Source organism: Levilactobacillus huananensis, assembly GCF_003946145.1.
Classification (GTDB): domain Bacteria; phylum Bacillota; class Bacilli; order Lactobacillales; family Lactobacillaceae; genus Levilactobacillus; species Levilactobacillus huananensis.
In genome coordinates this window covers 1-19,517 of record NZ_RHOC01000002.1, presented here as the reverse complement: position 1 = coordinate 19,517, position 19,517 = coordinate 1, and the positions used below count along the sequence as shown (strand labels likewise).

The 19,517-nt window shown below is 46.9% G+C and carries 16 protein-coding genes, 1 rRNA gene and 1 riboswitch; of the genes, 9 read left to right on the top strand and 8 right to left on the bottom strand.

Translation table 11 applies throughout. From position 1 onward, the window contains the following. Positions 1–96: 96 nt before the first annotated feature. The gene (locus tag EKM71_RS02180) at positions 97–1,275 is read right to left on the bottom strand and encodes an MDR family MFS transporter (protein ID WP_125573042.1); all 1,179 of its coding nucleotides are present in this window, start codon (positions 1,273–1,275) and stop codon (positions 97–99) included. Between the two features lie 236 nt (positions 1,276–1,511). Between EKM71_RS02180 and EKM71_RS02175 the strand changes: the two genes are divergently transcribed. Continuing rightward, a complete protein-coding gene (locus EKM71_RS02175; RefSeq protein ID WP_125573041.1) occupies positions 1,512–1,739 on the top strand; it encodes a heavy-metal-associated domain-containing protein in 228 nt (75 codons plus the stop codon). A 29-nt stretch (positions 1,740–1,768) separates the two neighbouring features. Then, a complete protein-coding gene (locus tag EKM71_RS02170; protein ID WP_125573040.1) occupies positions 1,769–2,329 on the top strand; it encodes a Dps family protein in 561 nt (186 codons plus the stop codon). Between the two features lie 96 nt (positions 2,330–2,425). Here the strand turns inward: EKM71_RS02170 and EKM71_RS02165 are convergent, their stop codons facing one another. Then, positions 2,426–3,403 carry a LacI family DNA-binding transcriptional regulator gene (locus EKM71_RS02165; RefSeq protein WP_125573039.1) on the bottom strand — a complete coding sequence of 326 codons (978 nt, stop codon included), beginning with the start codon at positions 3,401–3,403 and terminating at the stop codon, positions 2,426–2,428. Positions 3,404–3,585: 182 nt separating this feature from the next. Between EKM71_RS02165 and EKM71_RS02160 the strand changes: the two genes are divergently transcribed. The 3 genes from EKM71_RS02160 to EKM71_RS02150 all read left to right on the top strand — a co-directional run bounded on the left by EKM71_RS02160 (position 3,586) and on the right by EKM71_RS02150 (position 9,709). Continuing rightward, positions 3,586–5,016 (top strand): SLC45 family MFS transporter, encoded by a 1,431-nt coding sequence (locus EKM71_RS02160; RefSeq protein ID WP_225417975.1) that lies wholly within the window; start codon positions 3,586–3,588, stop codon positions 5,014–5,016. Positions 5,017–5,050: 34 nt separating this feature from the next. Then, the gene (locus EKM71_RS02155; protein ID WP_125573038.1) at positions 5,051–7,360 is read left to right on the top strand and encodes a glycoside hydrolase family 31 protein; all 2,310 of its coding nucleotides are present in this window, start codon (positions 5,051–5,053) and stop codon (positions 7,358–7,360) included. Positions 7,361–7,807: 447 nt separating this feature from the next. Beyond that, positions 7,808–9,709, top strand: coding sequence for a heavy metal translocating P-type ATPase (locus EKM71_RS02150; RefSeq protein WP_125573037.1), 1,902 nt, complete (start codon positions 7,808–7,810; stop codon positions 9,707–9,709). 79 nt (positions 9,710–9,788) lie between these two features. On the opposite strand, the gene EKM71_RS02145 is transcribed toward EKM71_RS02150, so the two are convergent. Next, entirely contained in the window at positions 9,789–10,589 is an 801-nt protein-coding gene (locus EKM71_RS02145; RefSeq protein ID WP_125573036.1) for an Ig-like domain-containing protein, read from the bottom strand. 573 nt (positions 10,590–11,162) lie between these two features. Here EKM71_RS02145 and zwf point away from each other — a divergent pair. After that, positions 11,163–12,650 carry a glucose-6-phosphate dehydrogenase gene (gene zwf, locus EKM71_RS02140; protein ID WP_125573035.1) on the top strand — a complete coding sequence of 496 codons (1,488 nt, stop codon included), beginning with the start codon at positions 11,163–11,165 and terminating at the stop codon, positions 12,648–12,650. A gap of 43 nt (positions 12,651–12,693) precedes the next feature. Here zwf and EKM71_RS02135 read toward each other — a convergent pair whose 3' ends face one another. After that, on the bottom strand, positions 12,694–13,149 hold the full coding sequence (locus tag EKM71_RS02135) for a GNAT family N-acetyltransferase (protein WP_125573034.1): 456 nt from the start codon (positions 13,147–13,149) through the stop codon (positions 12,694–12,696). 81 nt (positions 13,150–13,230) lie between these two features. Here EKM71_RS02135 and EKM71_RS02130 point away from each other — a divergent pair, with 81 nt between their 5' ends. Next, positions 13,231–13,656, top strand: coding sequence for a MarR family winged helix-turn-helix transcriptional regulator (locus EKM71_RS02130; protein WP_125573033.1), 426 nt, complete (start codon positions 13,231–13,233; stop codon positions 13,654–13,656). A gap of 152 nt (positions 13,657–13,808) precedes the next feature. Next, complete coding sequence (gene gndA, locus EKM71_RS02125) at positions 13,809–15,248, top strand: NADP-dependent phosphogluconate dehydrogenase (RefSeq protein ID WP_125573032.1); 1,440 nt, start codon at positions 13,809–13,811, stop codon at positions 15,246–15,248. Positions 15,249–15,319: 71 nt separating this feature from the next. Here the strand turns inward: gndA and EKM71_RS02120 are convergent, their stop codons facing one another. Beyond that, complete coding sequence (locus tag EKM71_RS02120) at positions 15,320–15,502, bottom strand: hypothetical protein (RefSeq protein WP_225417974.1); 183 nt, start codon at positions 15,500–15,502, stop codon at positions 15,320–15,322. A gap of 335 nt (positions 15,503–15,837) precedes the next feature. Between EKM71_RS02120 and EKM71_RS02115 the strand changes: the two genes are divergently transcribed. Beyond that, the gene (locus EKM71_RS02115; RefSeq protein WP_125573031.1) at positions 15,838–16,185 is read left to right on the top strand and encodes a hypothetical protein; all 348 of its coding nucleotides are present in this window, start codon (positions 15,838–15,840) and stop codon (positions 16,183–16,185) included. Positions 16,186–16,273: 88 nt separating this feature from the next. On the opposite strand, the gene EKM71_RS02110 is transcribed toward EKM71_RS02115, so the two are convergent. The 3 genes from EKM71_RS02110 to rrf form a co-directional block, all read right to left on the bottom strand. Further along, a complete protein-coding gene (locus EKM71_RS02110; protein ID WP_125573030.1) occupies positions 16,274–16,837 on the bottom strand; it encodes a peroxiredoxin in 564 nt (187 codons plus the stop codon). 201 nt (positions 16,838–17,038) lie between these two features. After that, positions 17,039–17,208, top strand: a riboswitch (M-box (ykoK) riboswitch). 737 nt (positions 17,209–17,945) lie between these two features. After that, complete coding sequence (locus EKM71_RS02105) at positions 17,946–19,232, bottom strand: dicarboxylate/amino acid:cation symporter (protein WP_125573029.1); 1,287 nt, start codon at positions 19,230–19,232, stop codon at positions 17,946–17,948. 200 nt (positions 19,233–19,432) lie between these two features. Beyond that, positions 19,433–19,517, bottom strand: a 5S ribosomal RNA gene (gene rrf / locus EKM71_RS11335); the annotation flags it as partial.

The window sequence follows — 19,517 nt, the reverse complement described above, 5'->3', positions numbered from 1 at the left end:
TCTGAGGATTTTTTCAACCGACTTTTTAATTTTAAAATTGAGATCAACATTAAAGCCCCCTAAACTGGTAGCCAGCTTAGAGGGCGAGATCTCAATTTATTTATTCTGTTCCTTGCGCAACCGCCTTTGGTTATGCCGATTACGTAACATGACGGCAGCCAGTGCCACCAACATCACGGCCGTTACGGATAGGAAGAGCGAATGGTAACTCCCATATTCGATAATCATCCCACCATACAACGGGCCGACTGCTCGACCAAAAGAAATGGCCATGTTATAAATCCCTTGGAACTTCCCTTTTTCGTTGTCACCGGCCAGCTTGTCGATCCACGCGGGAATGCCAGGGAACCCGGTCATTTCACCCAACGTTAAGACGATCATGGTGATCACGAACATCGCGTACGTCTTAGCAAACACCAACATTAAGAACGACATGATAAAGACGAACGTTCCAACCCCGATCTGTGAACTCATCTTGAAATAAGTCCCAATTCGGTTGGCCAGTGGTTGCCCAAAGACGATGAGAATTCCATTTAGTGTCCAGAGCAAACTATACTTTTCAAAGGAGATTCCTAGGCTGGTCATGTGCACAGAAATCACACTTTCCCAGAGGGAGTACCCCACGTACAGACAGAAGACCAAAGCACTGATCAGCCAGATCAGCTTCAACTGGGCTGGCTTGGCTGGACCCTTGGCGTGCTTATGCGTCTTGGTAGTAATATCCATTCGAAAGTCGACCACGAAGATAATCAGCAACGCCGTATAACAGATGCTGGCGGCCATAAAGACCAGGGTGACCCCATGATCCATCAGATACCCCACCATCAGCGTCCCCAATACCACCCCTAAGTTCATCCCAATATAGAGGTAATTAAAGACCCGGCGACTACCAATCGATTGTACGTTGGCCGCGTAAGAGTTCACCACGGTCATCACGATTCCGTCACCCAGGCCAATGAAGAGCAGCATAATCCCGAAGATGGGCCAGCCATGGAAAAAGATCAACAGGAGCATCGGAATAAACGATGTCAACGTCCCCAGAAGCCCTGTCTTGAATGGCGACCAGTTATCAAACAACCAGCCCCCTAACCAATTTCCCAAAATCATACACAGCGACATTCCCAACAGCGCGATCCCTGCGAGCGTCAGAGTTTGATGTAACTCATCATGCATATACACAGTCGTTAATGGCCACATACACGCCGCAGCCGCATTAAGTAACAGGGTTGCTGAGAGGATCCCTGCTAGACTGACTTCCTTGTTGCTTTTCGACATTTACTTTCCCTCACTTATTTTGTCTCATTGATGCTATTGTCTCATATTCATAGATAAACTGAAACTACAACGCTCCAAAATCGCCTATAAACCGCCCTTTTTCGCGATTTTTGATCACTTTTCAAAAAAAATTAAATATTTGCGCAACTTGATCTGAGTCAAGTAATTCCAAACCAAGACCCCCTATACTAGGTTATGTAATCAAGACAAACGAAAAACCTAAGGAGGTTTTATTTATGAGTAAAGTAACCATGAAATTAGACGACCTGACTTGCCCGTCATGCATGACTAAGATCGAAGGTGCCCTTAGTAAGAAAGATGGCGTTAAGGACGTCAAGGTGCTTTTCAATGCCAGTAAGATTAAAGCTGAATTCGACGAGGACACCGTTACGGCCGAGAACCTAGCTGACACGGTCACCGATCTCGGCTACACCGTTAAGAGTTCTAAAGTTAAGGCTCTCTAATCCCCTAATTCTGAAAGGAAGTTCATCTAATGACCACAACAACCATGACTATTGCAGACCGTTACGCTGCCGAACAAGCTCAAACCGAACATGATCACCACGTTCCAACGGCTGGGGCCATGACTAACCACATTCTAGCCAACCTTCATATTTCTATTGTGAAATTTCACCAAGTTCGCTGGTCCGTTAAGGGACCGTTAGCACTCAGTGTTCGCCAGTTACTAAGTGACTACATTGCCACCTACCGAACACAATTTGACGCGTTAGGTGAACGCCTCTTGGATGAAGGCGAGATTGTGTCGACCACCACGAAAGAATTCCACGACTACAACATGCTACAAGAAAGTGGTGACAAGAAGTATCTGGCCGCAGCGGACCAAGTCGGTGACCTGATCCACGATGCCGATACGCACAACCTCTTCATTGACCGAGCTATCAAACTCGCGGATAAGGAAGAGCGCCCGGCTTTGGCCAGCTTTTTAATCAATCTGCGCGGAATTAACAACCACATCATCAGAGAACTTCAAGCCGTATTGGGCAACGATGCCCGTGACGGTCTGGATGAAGAAGACGATGATGATGAAGACTAATCTGTAAATTTTAAACAGGATCGCTCACACACTGCGAGGTGCGGGCGATCCTGTTTTTTATACGAAAAAGGCTCGCCATGATTGCGAGCCTTTCATTTATTTTTTCAGATGTTTAACACTACCACGTTTATCGATCCTGACTGGGACAAACGTTTCCACATCGTGTCCCATGACCTGATCAACGCTCCGACTCCCAATACGATAGAAGTCCTGCGTCACACTGGTCAACCCCGGCGTTGTGATATTACAAATGATGGTTCCGTCGATGCTCACCAAAGACAAGTCTTCAGGAACGCGAATGCCCACCTCTTGGGCGGCGTTCAGAATACCCGCCGCAATCATGTCACTAGCCGTGATAATTGCCGTGACCTTGAGTGGGAGAAATTCCTGTAGAAGTTTGCGGCCGGACTCATAACTATAATCCCCGTACTTGATACAAGAGGTTGTGAGGCCATGGGCCTTCATCCCGGCTTCATACCCGGCAATCCGTTGCGTCCCGGTATGGTAGCCATCGATCCCAGCTAAAGCGATTGCCGTGTGTCCCTGTTCAACCAGGTAATCCACGGCTTGTGACGTGATACTCTCATTATTTGAACTGACCGACAAAATCTTTGGTTGATTTAAGTAAAGGGAGACGAAACAAAACGGGATCCCGGAATTCTTTAATAAGGTGAGATCCGCATCATCCGGTTCGATGGCAGTCAGGAGAATCCCGGAAACGGACCGTTCCAACGCCGTCACAATCGCCTGGTGAAGCATCTGGTCATCACGATTTCCCGCATACAAAATGATGACCCCCTGGCCCAACTCGCCAGCGCGTTTTTGAATACCATCGATAACTTCCGTCGAAAAGTTTGTGGGGGTTGCATTCAAAATCACGGCAATCACCGCTGATCGTTTCTTCACTAACTCGACTGCCGCTGTGTTTTTTCGATACCCGAGCTCTTTGGCAATTCGCAGAATTTTAGCCTGGGTCTTCTCACTATAAGTCCCGGTTTTCTGGCTCAGCACTCGTGAAACTGTCGCAATTGAGACCCCAGATCTGGCCGCAATATCTTTAATTGTTGGCTTCATCACAACCCCCTCTTTCGTTTAAGATATGTCCATTATAGTCTAAAATTGTTAATTTTAACAGCTTATAGCGTAAACGTTTACCTCGGCGTCAATAGGGTGTTGTAAACGTTTACGTAAAGTGCTACGATGATCCTGTCAAAAGGATTTCTGAAATTATACATACCAAGGGGATGCAATTATTTATGAAACAGCAAACAGTACCTGCAGCTAACCCAGTAGGAGATCACAAAGTCACGGCCGATACCGGCAAACAGACCGCTTCACTTTCTAACTCACTACCAAATTTACCGTGGAAGACCCTCTTTGCCATCACATTTGGTTTCTGTGGTGTCAACATGGCCTTCTCACTACAATCGTCTCAAATGAGTCGGATTTTCCAAACCATTGGTGCCGACCCGAATAGCTTAGGCTTCTTCTTCATCTTGCCACCATTGGCTGGATTAATCGTTCAACCACTTGTTGGGAAGTATTCCGACCGGACCTGGAACCGTTTTGGTCGGCGGATGCCTTACCTATTGTTCAGTGCGCCAATTGCCGCACTGGTTATGATTCTCCTGCCTAACGCCGGGTCATTTGGCTTCGGTTACGGGTCCATGGCTGCCTTGCTCTTCGGGGCTATCGCCATTGCCTTCATGGATCTGTCCAGTAACATCTGTATGCAACCATTCCGGATGATTATTGGGGACATGGTCAACGAAAGCCAAAAAGATAAAGCCTGGTCTTGGCAACAAGCCTTCAGTAACCTTGGTGGGGTGCTTGCCACCTTACTCCCATTCGTCTTAACCTTCCTTGGGGTTGCCAACGTTGCTAAGAAGGGGGTCGTCCCATTATCCGTCCGTTTAGCCTTCTATATTGGTGCCGCTATTCTGTTAGGCATTTCTGCCTACACAATCCACACCGTTAAGGAATACGATCCTGAAACATTTGCGATGTATCACCACATCGATCCAGAATCACACAAGAACACGAAGCCACTCTGGCAATTAATCAAGGACGCTCCAAAGGCCCTTTGGGAAGTTGCAATTGTGCAGATGTTCGCCTGGATTGGGATTCAATACATGTGGACTTACACCACTGGTGCTATCGCTCAAAACGTTTGGAACACGACCAACGCCACTTCTGCCGGCTACCAAGCTGCTGGGAACTGGTACGGGATTTTAACCTTCGTCCAATCTATGGCTGCCGTTTTATATGGGTTCTTGGTCTTATCTCACACCAACCCATTCAAGCGTAAGTTCTGGTACCGTTTCGGTATTGGAAGCTTTGCCGTTGGCTTAATCTGGGTCTTCTTCATTCACAACCAGTACTTATTAATCCTACCATTCATCTTAATCGGAATTGGTTTCTTCACGGTTCACGTTGAACCATTCAACATTTTCACCTCATCATTGGATGGATCTAATGAAGGGTCTTACATCGGGATCTTTAACGGAACCATTTGTTTACCACAAATCATTGCATCAGTTGCTAGTTTCTTCGTCTTCAAGTTGGTCGGCAAGTCCATGCCTGGCATGATGTTAGTCGCTGGGATCTCGATGTTAATTGCCGTATTGACGATCAGCGTTATCAAGCAAGACAAGCCACAAAAGGACTTATCTGACGACGCTGCTTAATCACGGATTTTTAAAGGAAGAAGAGCGAATCTTTATGTCTGAATTACCACAATATAAACAAGCTAATCAAACCGTGACCTTTGACTATCCAGAACACCCCTTACAAGTAACGGTGCTCACCGACGCTATCGTCCGGATCTTCGAAGACCGCGGAGATAAGGGACAATCCTATGCCATTGAAGGCAATAAGGAAACCAAGGCGGCTTATACCGTCACAGATGCTGGTGACCATTACGAATTAAAGACAGCGGCCCTCACCATCAAGTTAGATGCTGACCGTCATGTCGATGCCTATGACCAGGACGGTAATGCCTTAGTTACAGACTATCGTGGTAAGCGTCAATTGCTCGACAAGGGAATCGACAAGGTTCATGAACGCCTGGTTAAGGCCGAGGGCCACTCCGTTTCCAAGTCCACCGTCAGTTCTGACACTGGCTTCTTCGAATTGATTAAGTCTTTGGCTCCTGACGAACATCTCTATGGACTCGGTGATAAGACCGGGTACCTGGACAAACGTGGCTTCGAATACGACAACTGGAACACCGACAATCCACAACCACAATTGGAACACTTTAAGAACCTGTACAAGTCCATTCCCGTTATGTTGGGTTTGAAGAATGGTCACCCATTTGGCCTGTTCTTTGACAACACCTATAAGGCTCACTTCGATATGGGTAAGGAAAGTCCTCACTACTACTTCTATTCAGCCGTCGAAGGTAACCTGGACTATTACATCTTAGGTGGATCTAGTTTGAAGGATGTCGTCACCAACTATACCTACTTGACCGGTCGCGTGCCTTTACCACAAAAGTGGACGCTGGGTTACCAGCAATCACGTTGGGGCTACAGTGCCAGCCAGAAGCAAGTTCAAGATATTGCTGATGGTTTAAAGAAGTACGACTTACCATGCGATGCCATTCACTTCGACGTTGACTACATGGACGGCTATCGGGTCTTCACCTGGGACAAGAACAAATTCGAAGGTGACCCTAAGGCCTTCGTTGCTAAATTAAAGAACCGCGGTATCAAGGTTATTCCAATCATCGATCCCGGTGTTAAGAAGGATCCTGACTATAAGACCTATGCCGAAGGAATTAAGCAAGACTACTTTGTTAAGACACCAGACAACAAGGTTTATATCAATAAAGTTTGGCCTGGGGACTCCGCCTTCCCTGACTTTGGTCGTCCCGAAGTTCGCAAATGGTGGGCTAACAACAATAAGTTTCTGACTGATAACGGCGTTGGTGGTGTCTGGATCGATATGAACGAGCCTGCGACCTTTGAAGGTGACATCCCCGATGATACCGTCTTCAGTGACCAAGAAACGCCATCAACTCATAAGAAGATGCACAATGTCTATGGTCACAACATGGCCAAGGCAACCTACACTGGCTTGAAGGAACAACAAGGCCGTCGCCCATACGTTATCACGCGGGCAGCCTATGCTGGGACTCAAAAGTATGCCACCGTTTGGACAGGTGATAACCGCAGCATCTGGCCACATATCCAAATGATGATTCCTCAAATCTGTAACTTAGGAATGAGTGGTTTCAGCTTCGTCGGCACCGATATCGGAGGCTTTGCTTCCGATACCAACGCCGAACTGTTGACGCGGTGGATCGAAGCTGCCATCTTCAGTCCCCTGTTGCGGAACCACGCGGCCATGGGTACTCGGCATCAAGAACCTTGGAGCTTCGGTGAACCAACCTTGTCGATTTACCGCAAGTACTTGAAGTTACGTTACCACTTCATTCCATACCTGTACGACTTGTTCGCTCAGGAGAGTCAGAATGGTCTGCCAATCATGCGGCCACTGGTCTTGAACTACGATGACGACCCACGGACTCGCGATTTAAACGATGAATTCATGGTCGGTGACGACATTCTCGTGGCCCCTGTTGTTGAAAAGTCCAAGATCAAACGGTTAGTCTACCTGCCAGCCGGCAAGTGGATTGACTTCTGGAACAACCGCGAATACGACGGTCAACAAGACATCGTCGTGGATGCCCCACTCGACAAGTTACCTCTGTTTATCAAGGCTAACACCCTCTTACCATGGGGGCCTAGCGTCGACCATATCAGTGAAGAACCTGATACAGCCATGACGTTCAAGCTCTTCGGTAACGAAGGCACTTATGAACACTACCAAGACGATGGCTTAGACTTCAATTACCAAAACGGAGAATTTAACCGTTATGAAGTGACCGTCAAGGATGGTGAAGTTGCGGTTAACTTGTTACACCACGGCTTCGCACCAGCCTATCAGACGATTACCATCGACTTACCTGACAGCTCTGTCACCTTACATTACGACACAGCTAGCGATGGCTACATCCTCAAATAAGCTAACCTCATTACCCGCCACAAACCTACCTTTGGTTTGTGGCGGGTTTTTGCGTCCATAAGTTGGTTTGACCGTCGAAGGCTAAGATTGCGGACTAATTTACCCTAACATCGACTATGTTTAACGCTTCATTCCATACTTCATATCCCCAGACGACCCCTTACCTGTATTTTCTAGATGGGGCTACTATGCCGTTTGACAATTTCACCTGGAAAAAGTCTGCCCTTAACCCCAATGAGACCTTCGTTCTTTGAGAGGAAAAACACGCTACTTATCTCATCGATCGTTATCGCCATAGTCGGAGGCGATCCAAACAAAAGGATCTTTAAATTAAATTCGCCAACTTGATTCACATCAAGTTAATCATCCCCAGTCGCAGGCATAATAGAAACATAAACAAGGACGAAACAATTTAACCAATTTAGTCAAAGAAAGGATCGCTCACTTATGGCATTTCAACGTTATATCTACTCTCACACGAACCCCATTACCTTTTGGTCGGCCGGGCTCATCATTCTCGGTTTCCTAAACACCTGGTTCACTCACGTCCCTTATGTCACGGATACCGCGTGGATCATTGCTTCCCTTATCGCCGCAGCTCCCATCGTTCTCCGGGCCATCAGTGCTTTACGTGCCAAAGTCTTCAGCATTGAGCTTCTGGTCGGCATCGCCGTCATTGGGGCTTTCGCCATCGGTGAATTTGAAGAATCCGCCATCGTCACCTTCCTCTTTCTCTTCGGATCCTACCTTGAACAAAAAACGTTGGCCAAGACACGTGGGGCCATTCAGTCGCTGACCGAAATGGCCCCAACCACGGCACTCTTAGTCGCTGACGACGGAACGACGGATGAGGTCGATGTCGATGACCTTGAAGAAGGCAACGTCGTTTTAGTTAAGGCCGGTGGTCAAGTTCCCGTTGATGGTAGCATCGTCGATGGATCCGGCTACGTTAACGAATCCTCTATCACCGGTGAATCTCGTCCCTTAAACAAGCATCATGGTGATAGTGTCTACTCCGGAGCCATCGTCGAAAGTGGCACTTTACAGGTTAAAGCCACCCAGGTTGGGGACGAAACGACCTTCTCTAAGATTATTGAACTGGTCGAAGAAGCCCAAGATACCAAGTCTCCTGCCGAAAAATTTATTGATAAATTTGCCCAATACTACACACCAGCTGTTCTGGTGATTGCCATTCTGGTCTTCATCTTCTCACAAAACCTGCGACTCGCCATCACAGTTCTAGTCCTCGGATGCCCTGGTGCCTTGGTTATCGGTGCACCCGTCTCCAATGTTGCCGGTATTGGTAATGGCGCGAAAAATGGGATCCTCATCAAGGGGGGCGATGTCGTTGACAGTCTAGCCAAGGTCGATACCCTTGTCTTTGATAAGACGGGAACCCTGACCACTGGCAAGATGGACGTCACTAGCCTCAAGCGTTACACCGATGACGATCACCTCTTAGGTGCCGTCGCTCAGGTCGAACAGACTTCTGATCACCCCTTAGCCACCGCTATTAGCCAGCACTTAGCCGCTCACGTCGAGGCAAACACTGACAAGATGACCACTGAAACCATCAAGGGGCGGGGAATGGTTGGCCAGTGGCACGATAACCCCCTCTACGTCGGGAACGCAGCTCTCTTAACGGACAATGGAATCAACCTGACTGCCGCTCAACTCACTGACCTCCATGCCCTACAAGATGATGGCCAATCCACGGTCTTAGTCGGCTACCAGGGCCAACTAGCTGCCATTCTCGGTGTCGCTGACACGGTTCGCCCAGAGGTTCCGGCCGCATTAGCCGCCCTCAAGCATCAAGGTATCAAGCACCTGGTCATGTTAACCGGTGATAACCAAGCCACGGCTCAGGCCGTCGCCGAATCCTTAGGAATTGACGAAGTCCATGCTGACCTCTTGCCGAGTGACAAGGTCACCTTCGTTAAGAAGTTCCAAGACATGGGTCGCAACGTCGCCTTCGTTGGTGATGGTATTAATGACAGTCCCTCCCTAGCCACTGCCAACATCGGGATTGCCATGGGTGGCGGGACCGACGTTGCCATCGAAACAGCCGACGTTGTGCTGATGCAATCCAGCTTCACTACCTTGAACCATGCGATTGGCTTAGCCAAAAAGACTTCAGCCAACACCAAGGAAAACATCTTCATTGCTATTGCCACAGTGGTCTTCCTATTAATCGGATTGGTCTATGGTTACATCTACATGGCCAGTGGCATGTTCGTTCACGAGGCCTCAATCCTCGTTGTTATCTTCAACGCCATGCGATTGATTGGTTACCGGCCTCGATTAAACAAGCCGACCCCTGAAGCTGTTCAACAACTCGTCACAAATTAACAATCTAATAAAAAAGCCCCATTCATCATCACTGACGAATGGGGCTTTTAATTATCTATTTTATAGGAACAAGAGGTGTTTACTTCTTAGCAAAAGTCCACTTAGCAGCTGGCGCAACGCCGGCCTTAGTCGCGATAACCTTGTTCTTTGCGTTAACGATCTTGAACTTCTTAGCAGATGTGAAACGTAAGTAAACCGTCTTCTTGCTCTTAGCGTTCTTAGGTGCATAAGTAACCTTCCAGAATGTTGGTGTCTTAGCAGAAACACTGTAAGTTGCGTAAGACGTCAAGGTCTTAACCTTCTTACCATTCTTGTAAAGATATTGGTTTAAACCAGTCTTTTGGCTAAACTTCCAAACTTGAGAATACTTGTTGGCTGTATTGGACTTCCAAGTACCCGTTGGGGTCTTAACTGTGAACTTAGCGGCGCTCTTCTTAGCCGTTGTGGTCTTCTTGGCAGTCGTCTTCTTAGTCGTTGTCTTCTTAGCAGTTGTCTTCTTAGTCGTTGCAGCAGCCTTCTTGGCTTCAACCCGGATGATTCGGTAGAAGGACGTCTTAGACTTCGTTGCGTAGACGTAGACATTACTGTTCTTCTTCAAAGACTTAGCTAACTTAACCGTGTACTTACCGGTCTTGCTAGAAGCCGTAGCGCTACCTAGATTCTTCTTGGCATTCTTAGTTGCCTTGATAGTAATCTTAGAGCCCTTCGTGGCCTTCCCCGTTACCTTCTTGGAAGAACTGTAAATTGCGTTGACACTCAGACTAGGTCCCACATGTGCGGCGTGTGCCGTCACAACAGAGTTAACTGCCGTAGCTGGAACAACAGCCCCTACTGTTGCTAATGTTACTAACCCAGTCAAAGCCACCATAAATTTTTTCATTGTTTTCCTAACCCCTTAGTTGTCCGACGGAAGCCCGCCAGAACAGTATTTTCTAACCGACTGCTAGTATACCAGAAATCCCTGGAAACGGTTCAGATCCACCATCAAATTTATCGTTTTTTAATAACACTTAAAATTAACCTTATATAAAATTTTTAATATCCAACGTTACCCCCAATTTGCGGCTACTTTTAGCAAGTCATTTTTCGTTACTTCCGCCAATGAATCTGCTAAGCTGTGCCTGACAGCGATTTCATTATCCAATGTCAACGAAACCTGTTTTCATGATTACTTCGGCTAATTTATTTTGTTTTCATAAAATATGAAAGTAGTTGTAAGCGTTGATTACACTGTGTTGCAACCGGTTGTCTTTATTTTGATTTCTTGCTTTAAAAACAGTCGCGTTTCACCAATAATTAGCGTATAATGAATGCCAGAAGTGGTCTAGACATACCGTCTAGACAAATCACGGATCCCGGCACCGGCACTGACCCGGGAGAGCAACGCGTGCACCGCCGATTTTCTTTGACAGACACACTAACGGATTTTATAAACTTAAGGAGTGACGATCTCTTGGCAACTGAACGCAAAGCTGTATTCTTATTCTTCGGGGGTACCGGTGACTTAGCTTACCGGAAACTCTATCCAAGTCTTTTTAACTTATACCGTAAGGGTAACTTACGGTCTCATTTCGCTGTGGTTGGTACCTCACGGCAAAAAATGGACAACGAAAAGTTCCGTGACGCTATCAAAAAATCCTTAGCAGATAGTGGTAATCGGACTGACTCCAAAGAAGCTACCGATTTCGTTTCCCACTTCTACTATCAAGACCATGATGTGACCAACGCAGCCCACTACTCCGTCTTGAAGGAACTTATCGAAAAGCTTGATAAGAAGTACAAGGCAGAGGGCCACCGAATTTTCTACCTATCTATGGCGCCTCAATTCTTCGGCACGATTGCCCAAGACTTAAAGACCCAAGGCTTGTTGTCCGAAGGCACAGATGTCTTCAACCGTCTGGTCATCGAAAAGCCATTCGGTCGTGACTACGACTCCGCAAAACAGTTAAACGATGCCCTGAGCCAATCCTTTGATGAAAACCAAATCTTCCGAATTGACCACTATTTGGGTAAGGAAATGATTCAAAACATCGAAGCCCTGCGCTTCGGTAACACCTTAGTTGAATCCCTCTGGAACAATCGCTATATCGACAACATCCAAGTGACGTTGTCCGAAAAGCTGGGTGTTGAAGAACGGGCCAACTACTATGACAACAGCGGTGCCTTACGTGACATGGTTCAAAACCACATCATGCAAATCGTTTCCCTGTTGGCTATGGAACAACCCGTTGCCTTCACGGATACTGATATCCGGGCTGAGAAGGTGAAGGCTTTACGGAGTCTGCGTGTTTATAACGTTGCCGACGCCGCAACCAACTTCGTTCGTGGCCAATATGGTGCCATCAATAACCAAGCTGACTACCGTCACGAAGACAATGTGCCTCACGACTCAACGACTGAAACTTTCGTTGCTGGAAAGCTCCTCTTTGACAACTACCGTTGGTCAGGAACCCCATTCTACATCCGAACTGGGAAGATGTTAGCCGACAAATTTACCCGAGTTGACGTTGTCTTCAAGCGCCCACTCGTCGACATCTTTGCCTTTCCACAGAGCAAGAACACGCCACTGGCTGCTAACGTTTTGACGATCTTCGTTGAACCACACGCTGGGTTCTCCTTACAATTGAACGCCAAGACCAATGACACCGGCTTCTCTACGGAACCAATCAAGTTGGATTACCTAGTTGACGCCGAAAAATCTAAGGACACGCCAGAACCTTACGAACGTCTGTTACATGACGTCTTGAAGGGTGACGGAACCAACTTCTCCAGCTGGCCAGAAGTTTCTTACGCCTGGAAGTTCGTGGACCAAATTCGCCGTGTTTGGGACTTACAAGAACCACAATTCCCTAACTACACCCCACATTCTATGGGACCAGCTGCCGCTGAAGAACTCATTCAACGCGACCACCGCGAATGGATCTACCGTTTAAACAAATAAGCTTTAAAAAAAACAGGATTGGCCAACTGGTCAATCCTGTTTTTTACTTGCCTGACACGCCTAATGGGGCCTTATCCATTCGGATATGGGGACTACCATTGAAGTCAAACACGGGACCCTGAGCCACATACCCAAATTTTTCATAGAAACCCTGCTTATCAATCTGCGCTTCGATTTGAATGGGACAGTTGGCAAAGTCTCGCCGAATCTCTGCTTCAATCTGAGTCATCAATTGTCGACCCAATCCCTGACCGCGCACTTCTGGAATCGTCAAGACCCGACCAAAAGTGACGTGATCTCCCTCAGGAAATACCCGTGCGTAGGCTACCAGTTGTTTTCCTCTCATCCCCAAAATATGATGAGCCACCGGGTCAGTCTCATCAATCTCCTGGTAAGGCCGGTCTTGAGCAATGACAAAAGTTCGAATACGTTCATATGCAACTTTGTAAAACTCAGACACCGGCAATTCAACGAGTTCTTTATTACGCCAAATAACCATCTAGTCATCCTCCATATGTTATAATGTAGTGACTATCATCCTACTTTTTAATTTCATATGCAACTATATCAGGAGGAAAAAATGCCAAATTCATTTCGGAGTATCGGTCTCATCGCCCGGGCGACCTCGGACGTCGGTAATCATCTTTTTCAGAAGAATGACCTACAAAATAGTCAGTTCATCTATTTGATGCGTATCAATGAACACCCTGGAATCACGCAAACCGAACTGGCCAGCCAGCTTCACGTGGACCCCTCGACCTGCCTGCGGGTTATTCGTCGCCTCGTCACCCACGATTACGTCGACCGCCAGACTGACAGTGCCAATAAGAAGGCGCGTCCCCTCGTGGCCACCGCCAAGGGTCAGGCTATTTATCCTGAACTAAAAGCTTACGAACAGCAGATCCTAACCATTGGGACCGCCGGACTTTCAGAGGGGGAAAAGCTAATTTTAGAAGAGCTTTTGGCCAAGGTTGCGCATAACATTCGGAGCTATCAGACCAAGTAAGCGTTTCCTAATGCTGGTAAAAGAAATTTTTTTACAAAAATAAATATTTTTTGAAAAAAAGTAGTCAAAATAGTTTAATTTCCTATTGTTCAATGCTACACTAGGAGATGGAAAATTCGAATCTAATTTCAATCAGAAAAGGAAGGTTTCTAATGGCAGAAAAAGCTAACATTGGTGTTGTTGGTATGGCAGTTATGGGTAAGAACCTTGCCCTTAACATCGAAAGTCGCGGCTACACAGTCGGGATCTTCAACCGTTCCGAAAGCAAGACGAAACAAGTCATGCAAGACCACAGTGAAAAGAAATTAATCCCTAGTTACAATGTAGAAGACTTCGTTAAGTCTTTGGAAACACCTCGTCGGATTCTTTTGATGGTTAAGGCTGGTAAGCCAACCGATGCCGTCATTCAAGAACTCTTACCTCTGCTTGACAAGGGTGACGTGTTAATCGATGGTGGGAACACGAACTTCCACGACACGATTGCACGGAATGCTGAACTGGACAAGTCCGGTATCAACTTCATCGGGATGGGTGTTTCCGGTGGTGAACTGGGTGCCTTACAAGGACCTTCCTTGATGCCTGGTGGCCAAAAGGAAGCTTACGACTTAGTTGCCCCAATCTTGGAACAAATCTCTGCTAAGGCAGAACAAGATGGCAAGCCATGTGTAACGTACATCGGGCCTAACGGTGCCGGTCACTACGTTAAGATGGTCCACAATGGTATCGAATACGGTGATGAAGAGCTGATCGATGAAGCTTACAACATCATGCGTAACGTTGCTGGTATTTCAGTTGATGACATGGCTGATATCTTCAAAGACTGGAACAAGGGCGAACTTGACAGTTACTTAATCGAAATCACCGCTGACATCTTGACTCGTAAAGATGACTTAGGCGACGACAAGAGCAAGCCAATTGTTGACATGATCTTAGACCGTGGGAACAACAAGGGAACTGGTAAGTGGAGTTCAGAAGATGCTTTGAACATTCAAGTTCCTCAATCTGTTATCACTGAATCCGTTTACGCTCGTTACATCTCCATGATGAAGGACGAACGTGTCAAGGCTTCTAAGGCCTTACCAGCTGCTGCAAAGCAAGGTAACGTTGACTTTGGTGACAAGACTGAATTTATCGAAAAAGTTCGTCAAGCCCTCTTCTTCGGTAAGTTGATGAGTTACGCACAAGGTTTCGAACAACTGCGGATCGCTTCAGAATCTTATGATTGGGATCTCCAATTCGGTCAATTAGCACAAATCTGGCGTGGCGGCTGCATTATCCGGGCCCAATTCCTCCAGAACATTACGGATGCCTTTGACAAGGATCCTAAGTTGACCAACTTGCTGTTCGATGACTACTTCAAGGACATCGCCACTAAGTACCAAGAATCAATCCGCGACGTTGTCTCTGTAGCCGTTCAAGCTGGAATTCCAGTACCAGGTCTGTCTGCTTCAATTACCTACTACGACAGCTTCCGTGCTGAAGTCTTGCCAGCTAACTTGCTGCAAGCACAACGGGACTACTTCGGTGCTCACACGTACGAACGTACTGACCGCCCAGGTAACTTCCACTACTCATGGTACGAAGAACAATAAATCTTTAAACCTAAAAAAGACGCCTTCGCGGCGTCTTTTTTCGTTCCAATCAATTCACTGTTAATCCCGATTTATTGCCGTGTATGGCCTCTGTAAGTTCGACCAGTGAGTTTATCCGTCAACGCCAATTGCAAGGCGTGAAGGCTTTCCCAGTGGTCAATTTCGCTAGCTAATCCCGCTTCCCACTCCGACTTCTCGCGACTCTTGGCAATGAAGTGATCCCAGTTAGAATCGGCCGTATCGCGGTCTTTCATTTGCCGCCAATGAGACCACTCATTGAGGTGGTCGGCTGCACTTGCAGGTCCTTCGGCTCTAAGAGCAGTTTTTCAGTCATTGGAAATTCCTCCTTTTTTAGATAAAACTAATGGTCATCAGTTAATTTTATTTATAGGTATAGTGTAACAAAGTTAATACCCTATGACAATGGTTTTTCAAAAAAAAATTGCCACCTACGCGCGTAACTCCAGCTGCACCGAAAAAATTTCACCAGTTTACTTTACCCGCGTGTAAAGTGTGCCATAATAAAGGTAGCGCACCGATCGACACGACCGATACCAATTGAAACTTAGACTTTGAGGAGGTCACCATTTTGCAAAACCCAGATTTATCAATCACTGACCTGGATGAACACGCTCAGTCAACCGCATTGACCGACTTCGTCCACTTTTACATTGCGCACTACCGCAAGAACGACTTGGAAATCTTGTCTCAGTATAAGGTGGACTACGTGATGAATGATGTTAATCAGTACCTGTACGCTAACCAGTCGTTCAGCCCGGAACAACTCGCTGCTGGGGTGTTGCAGTATAAGCACTCGTCATTCATTGAAATTTTAAAGACTATCGGTTTATCATTCACCGATAATGGTGCCCTGAAGGATAACACTTGGGAAGGCTGGTACACTCAGCAATACGCCAAGGTACAACAAGGGATCTAACTGAAAAGTCCGGTTTGTTTACCGGTCTAAATAAGGGAGGCCCACCGATTACCGGTGAGCCTCCCTAGCTGTATACTCATTTCAAATTTTAAAGTTTACCCACGAGGTCAGTGCCTGGCTTCAGCGTATTTTCGCCTGGATGCCAGTTGGCTGGACAGACCCGATCGCCGTGTTCCGCCACGAATTGTGCGGCGGCCAACGTGCGGAGGATCTCTTTGGCATTGCGGCCAACCCCCATATCATTCACGGTATAAGAGCGAACCCGTCCCGCCTCATCGAGGATGAAGACCCCACGGTAGGCCTGGCCTGCCTGTTCATCTAACACGTCGTAGTGCCGGGCAAGAACACCGGCTGGATCGGCAATCATGGGATAATCTACCTTCCCAACCTCGGGACTTTGAGCATGCCATGCCTGGTGAACGAACTCCGTATCTTCCGAAATACTGTAGATTTCAGCATTTAATTTCTGGAAATCCGCATAATGATCGGCCAAATCACCGAGTTCCGTGGGACAGACAAAGGAAAAATCAGCTGGGTAGAAGAATAAGACCGACCAGTGATGCTGCAGGGTTGCCGGGGTAATCGGAATAACCTCGCCTGCTTGAAACGCGTTAACTTGAAAGTCGGGTAATGCAGTGCCAATAAAGTTCATGATAATTGCTCCCCTCATTCTAAATAGTTATGGTTCACCCTCAGGATAACCGCTCTTTATCAACTAGTCAAGAATCATTCTAAATTAAGTAGAATTTTATAAATATATTTTTAGTTCGTTATTATAATAATCATTCGCTTTTCATTAAGCTAAAGGGTTGCAATCGCTGTGAAAATCAGTTAAACTGAACTTGTAAGATAAAGTAGAAGCTGTTAGGTGAGGCTCCTATACGGAAAATGCTACTGCTCAGAAACGTCGAGAAACGCCAATGAGTCAGCTGTACAGGTCAAATTAAGGCCTGTTCTAATGTAGCTGTTATGCAGTTTTTAACTACGCCGTATAGTGCTAAAACTCAACGACTGGCATAATCTGTACACAAGTTGCTTTTTAATTGTGCGCTTAGCCGGTCGTGGCTAAGCGCTTTTAATTTATCACAGTTGTCACTGTCGTTTACTTTAGGAGGTGATTGAACATGACAACGCCACATATTGATGATCCTGGAGCGAGTTATTACTCGCCGGTGGGAAAGTTATTGCCAGTTCACACCTCTTGGTTGACGCTTTGAGGAGATCTGTTCTCTAGCTTTCCCGTGCCCGGACTCCGTAGCTTGATGCGGAGGTTCGACCACTAGACTTTGAACGGAATCGATTAGCTGCCTTTATTCAGCCGTCGTTGGTGTTGCAACCAACCGTATGACGACTGACCTTCTCTGAACTCGTTTGGAGCTAATCGGATTCGGCCACTTAATGGATAACGCAAGCTAGAGTTACATCGTTTTTCTCGGCACTATTCCACTGTGATGCACTGACGTGTTAGTCCGAATAGCGTTACAACAACTGTAACCTGCTCTACCCCTGGGGGAACCCTGAGGTGAGAAGAACTTCTCGTAACTGACGCCGTTTCAACTAGGTTGGTTTTTAATCTCTGACGGTCGATACGACTAACAACCACAATTCTAAATTTATCTGATTACTAGCCGGTCGCCGTGACCCATGGGCTGATGGGAATCACCCCCGCAAGCACAGCAAGCCACTATTAATCGGTTATTGCCATTATCAATGTAAAAACCCCCACAATTCTAGCCAGAATTGTGGGGGTTTTTACTTATTTATTTGGCACTCGCTTCTCGTAATTTAGCAAGATAGGCTTGACTCTTTTCTTCGCTAAATTCATGCTCGGACTTGCCGATAATAACCGTAGCTAATGAGTTCCCGACCACGTTAACGGCCGTTCGACCCATGTCGACTAATCGATCAATCCCGGCAATAAAGGTCAACCCACTCATTGGCACGCCAATAGTGGATACCGTAGCCAACAGCACCACGAAGGACGCCCCTGGAACGCCCGCCATGCCCTTGCTAGTAATCATAAGGACTACGAGGAGGGTAATCTGTTGGCCAAGGCTCAGGTGAATATGGTAAGCCTGAGCAAGGAAGAGCGCTGCCAGTGATTGATAGATTGCAGACCCGTCCAGGTTAAACGTATACCCGGTTGGAATCACAAACGACACGATCCCCTGGCTAACACCAAACTTGTCCATCTTGTCGATCAAACGAGGTAAGGCAGCTTCAGAGCTCGCCGTTGAAAAAGCCAGAACTGCTTCATCCTTAATGACATAAAGTAAATCCTTCAGGTGAAAACCAAACATCCGGGCAGCAAGTCCCATAAAGACCACAATGAACAGCGCCATAGTGGCGTAGGCTAACAGGATAAAGTAACCCAAGGGGGCTAAAGCCGACAGGCCCATTTGTGCAATAGTTACCCCAATTAAGGCACAAACCCCAATTGGTGCGGTATGCATGACCCAGTTGGTCACTCGGAACATGACTTGAGAGACCGCATCCAGAAAGTCGATGATGACCTGGCCCTGCTTGCCAATAGCCGCAGTCCCCAGTCCAAAGAAGACAGAGAAGAAAATAATAGGCATCATATCACCCTCGGAGAGTGACTTGAAGAAGTTGGTGGGAATAATCCCCATCAGTGTGGCCCAGATACCGGAATCCTTAGCAGACTTGGCCGAGGAAACGTATTGACTAATATCGGTACTATGTAGTTGATGAATGTCGATAAAGTCCCCTGGATGGAAGATATTGCCGACCAGCAACCCTAGGGCAATCGCAATGGTCGTCATAATTTCGAAGTATAAAATAGTCTTCCCACCGACCCGGCCAAGCTTCTTAATGTCGCCCATGTTGGCAATTCCAACGGTTAGACAGGACACCACGATTGGCAAAACAATCATCTGGATTAACCCGATAAACATGTTCCCGATGTTCTGCATGGCTGTGATGGCAATCTTGTTTTGATAGAAGATTGATCCCAGTACAATACCCAGTACCAGCCCAATCAAGATCTGCCACCCCAGACTCAGGCGGTAGCTACGATACGTCTTCATAATATTTTCCACCCATTTCCAAGATAGTTTGTTTTTAGGTTCTATTTGTTCATTAAACTAACGACAAGTCCCAGCATAGCACAATGCTTTGGCCCGACCAAGGGCCTGACACGATAACTAGAGTTAGCCCTTTACTAATTAAGACGGTCGCAAATTTAGTTTATAAAAAAAGTGGAACCCATCTCTGGATTCCACAAGTCGCGTGGCAACGTCCTATCCTCGCAGGGGGCGATCCCCCAACTACTATCAGCGTGCTGAAGCTTAACTTCCGTGTTCGGCATGGGA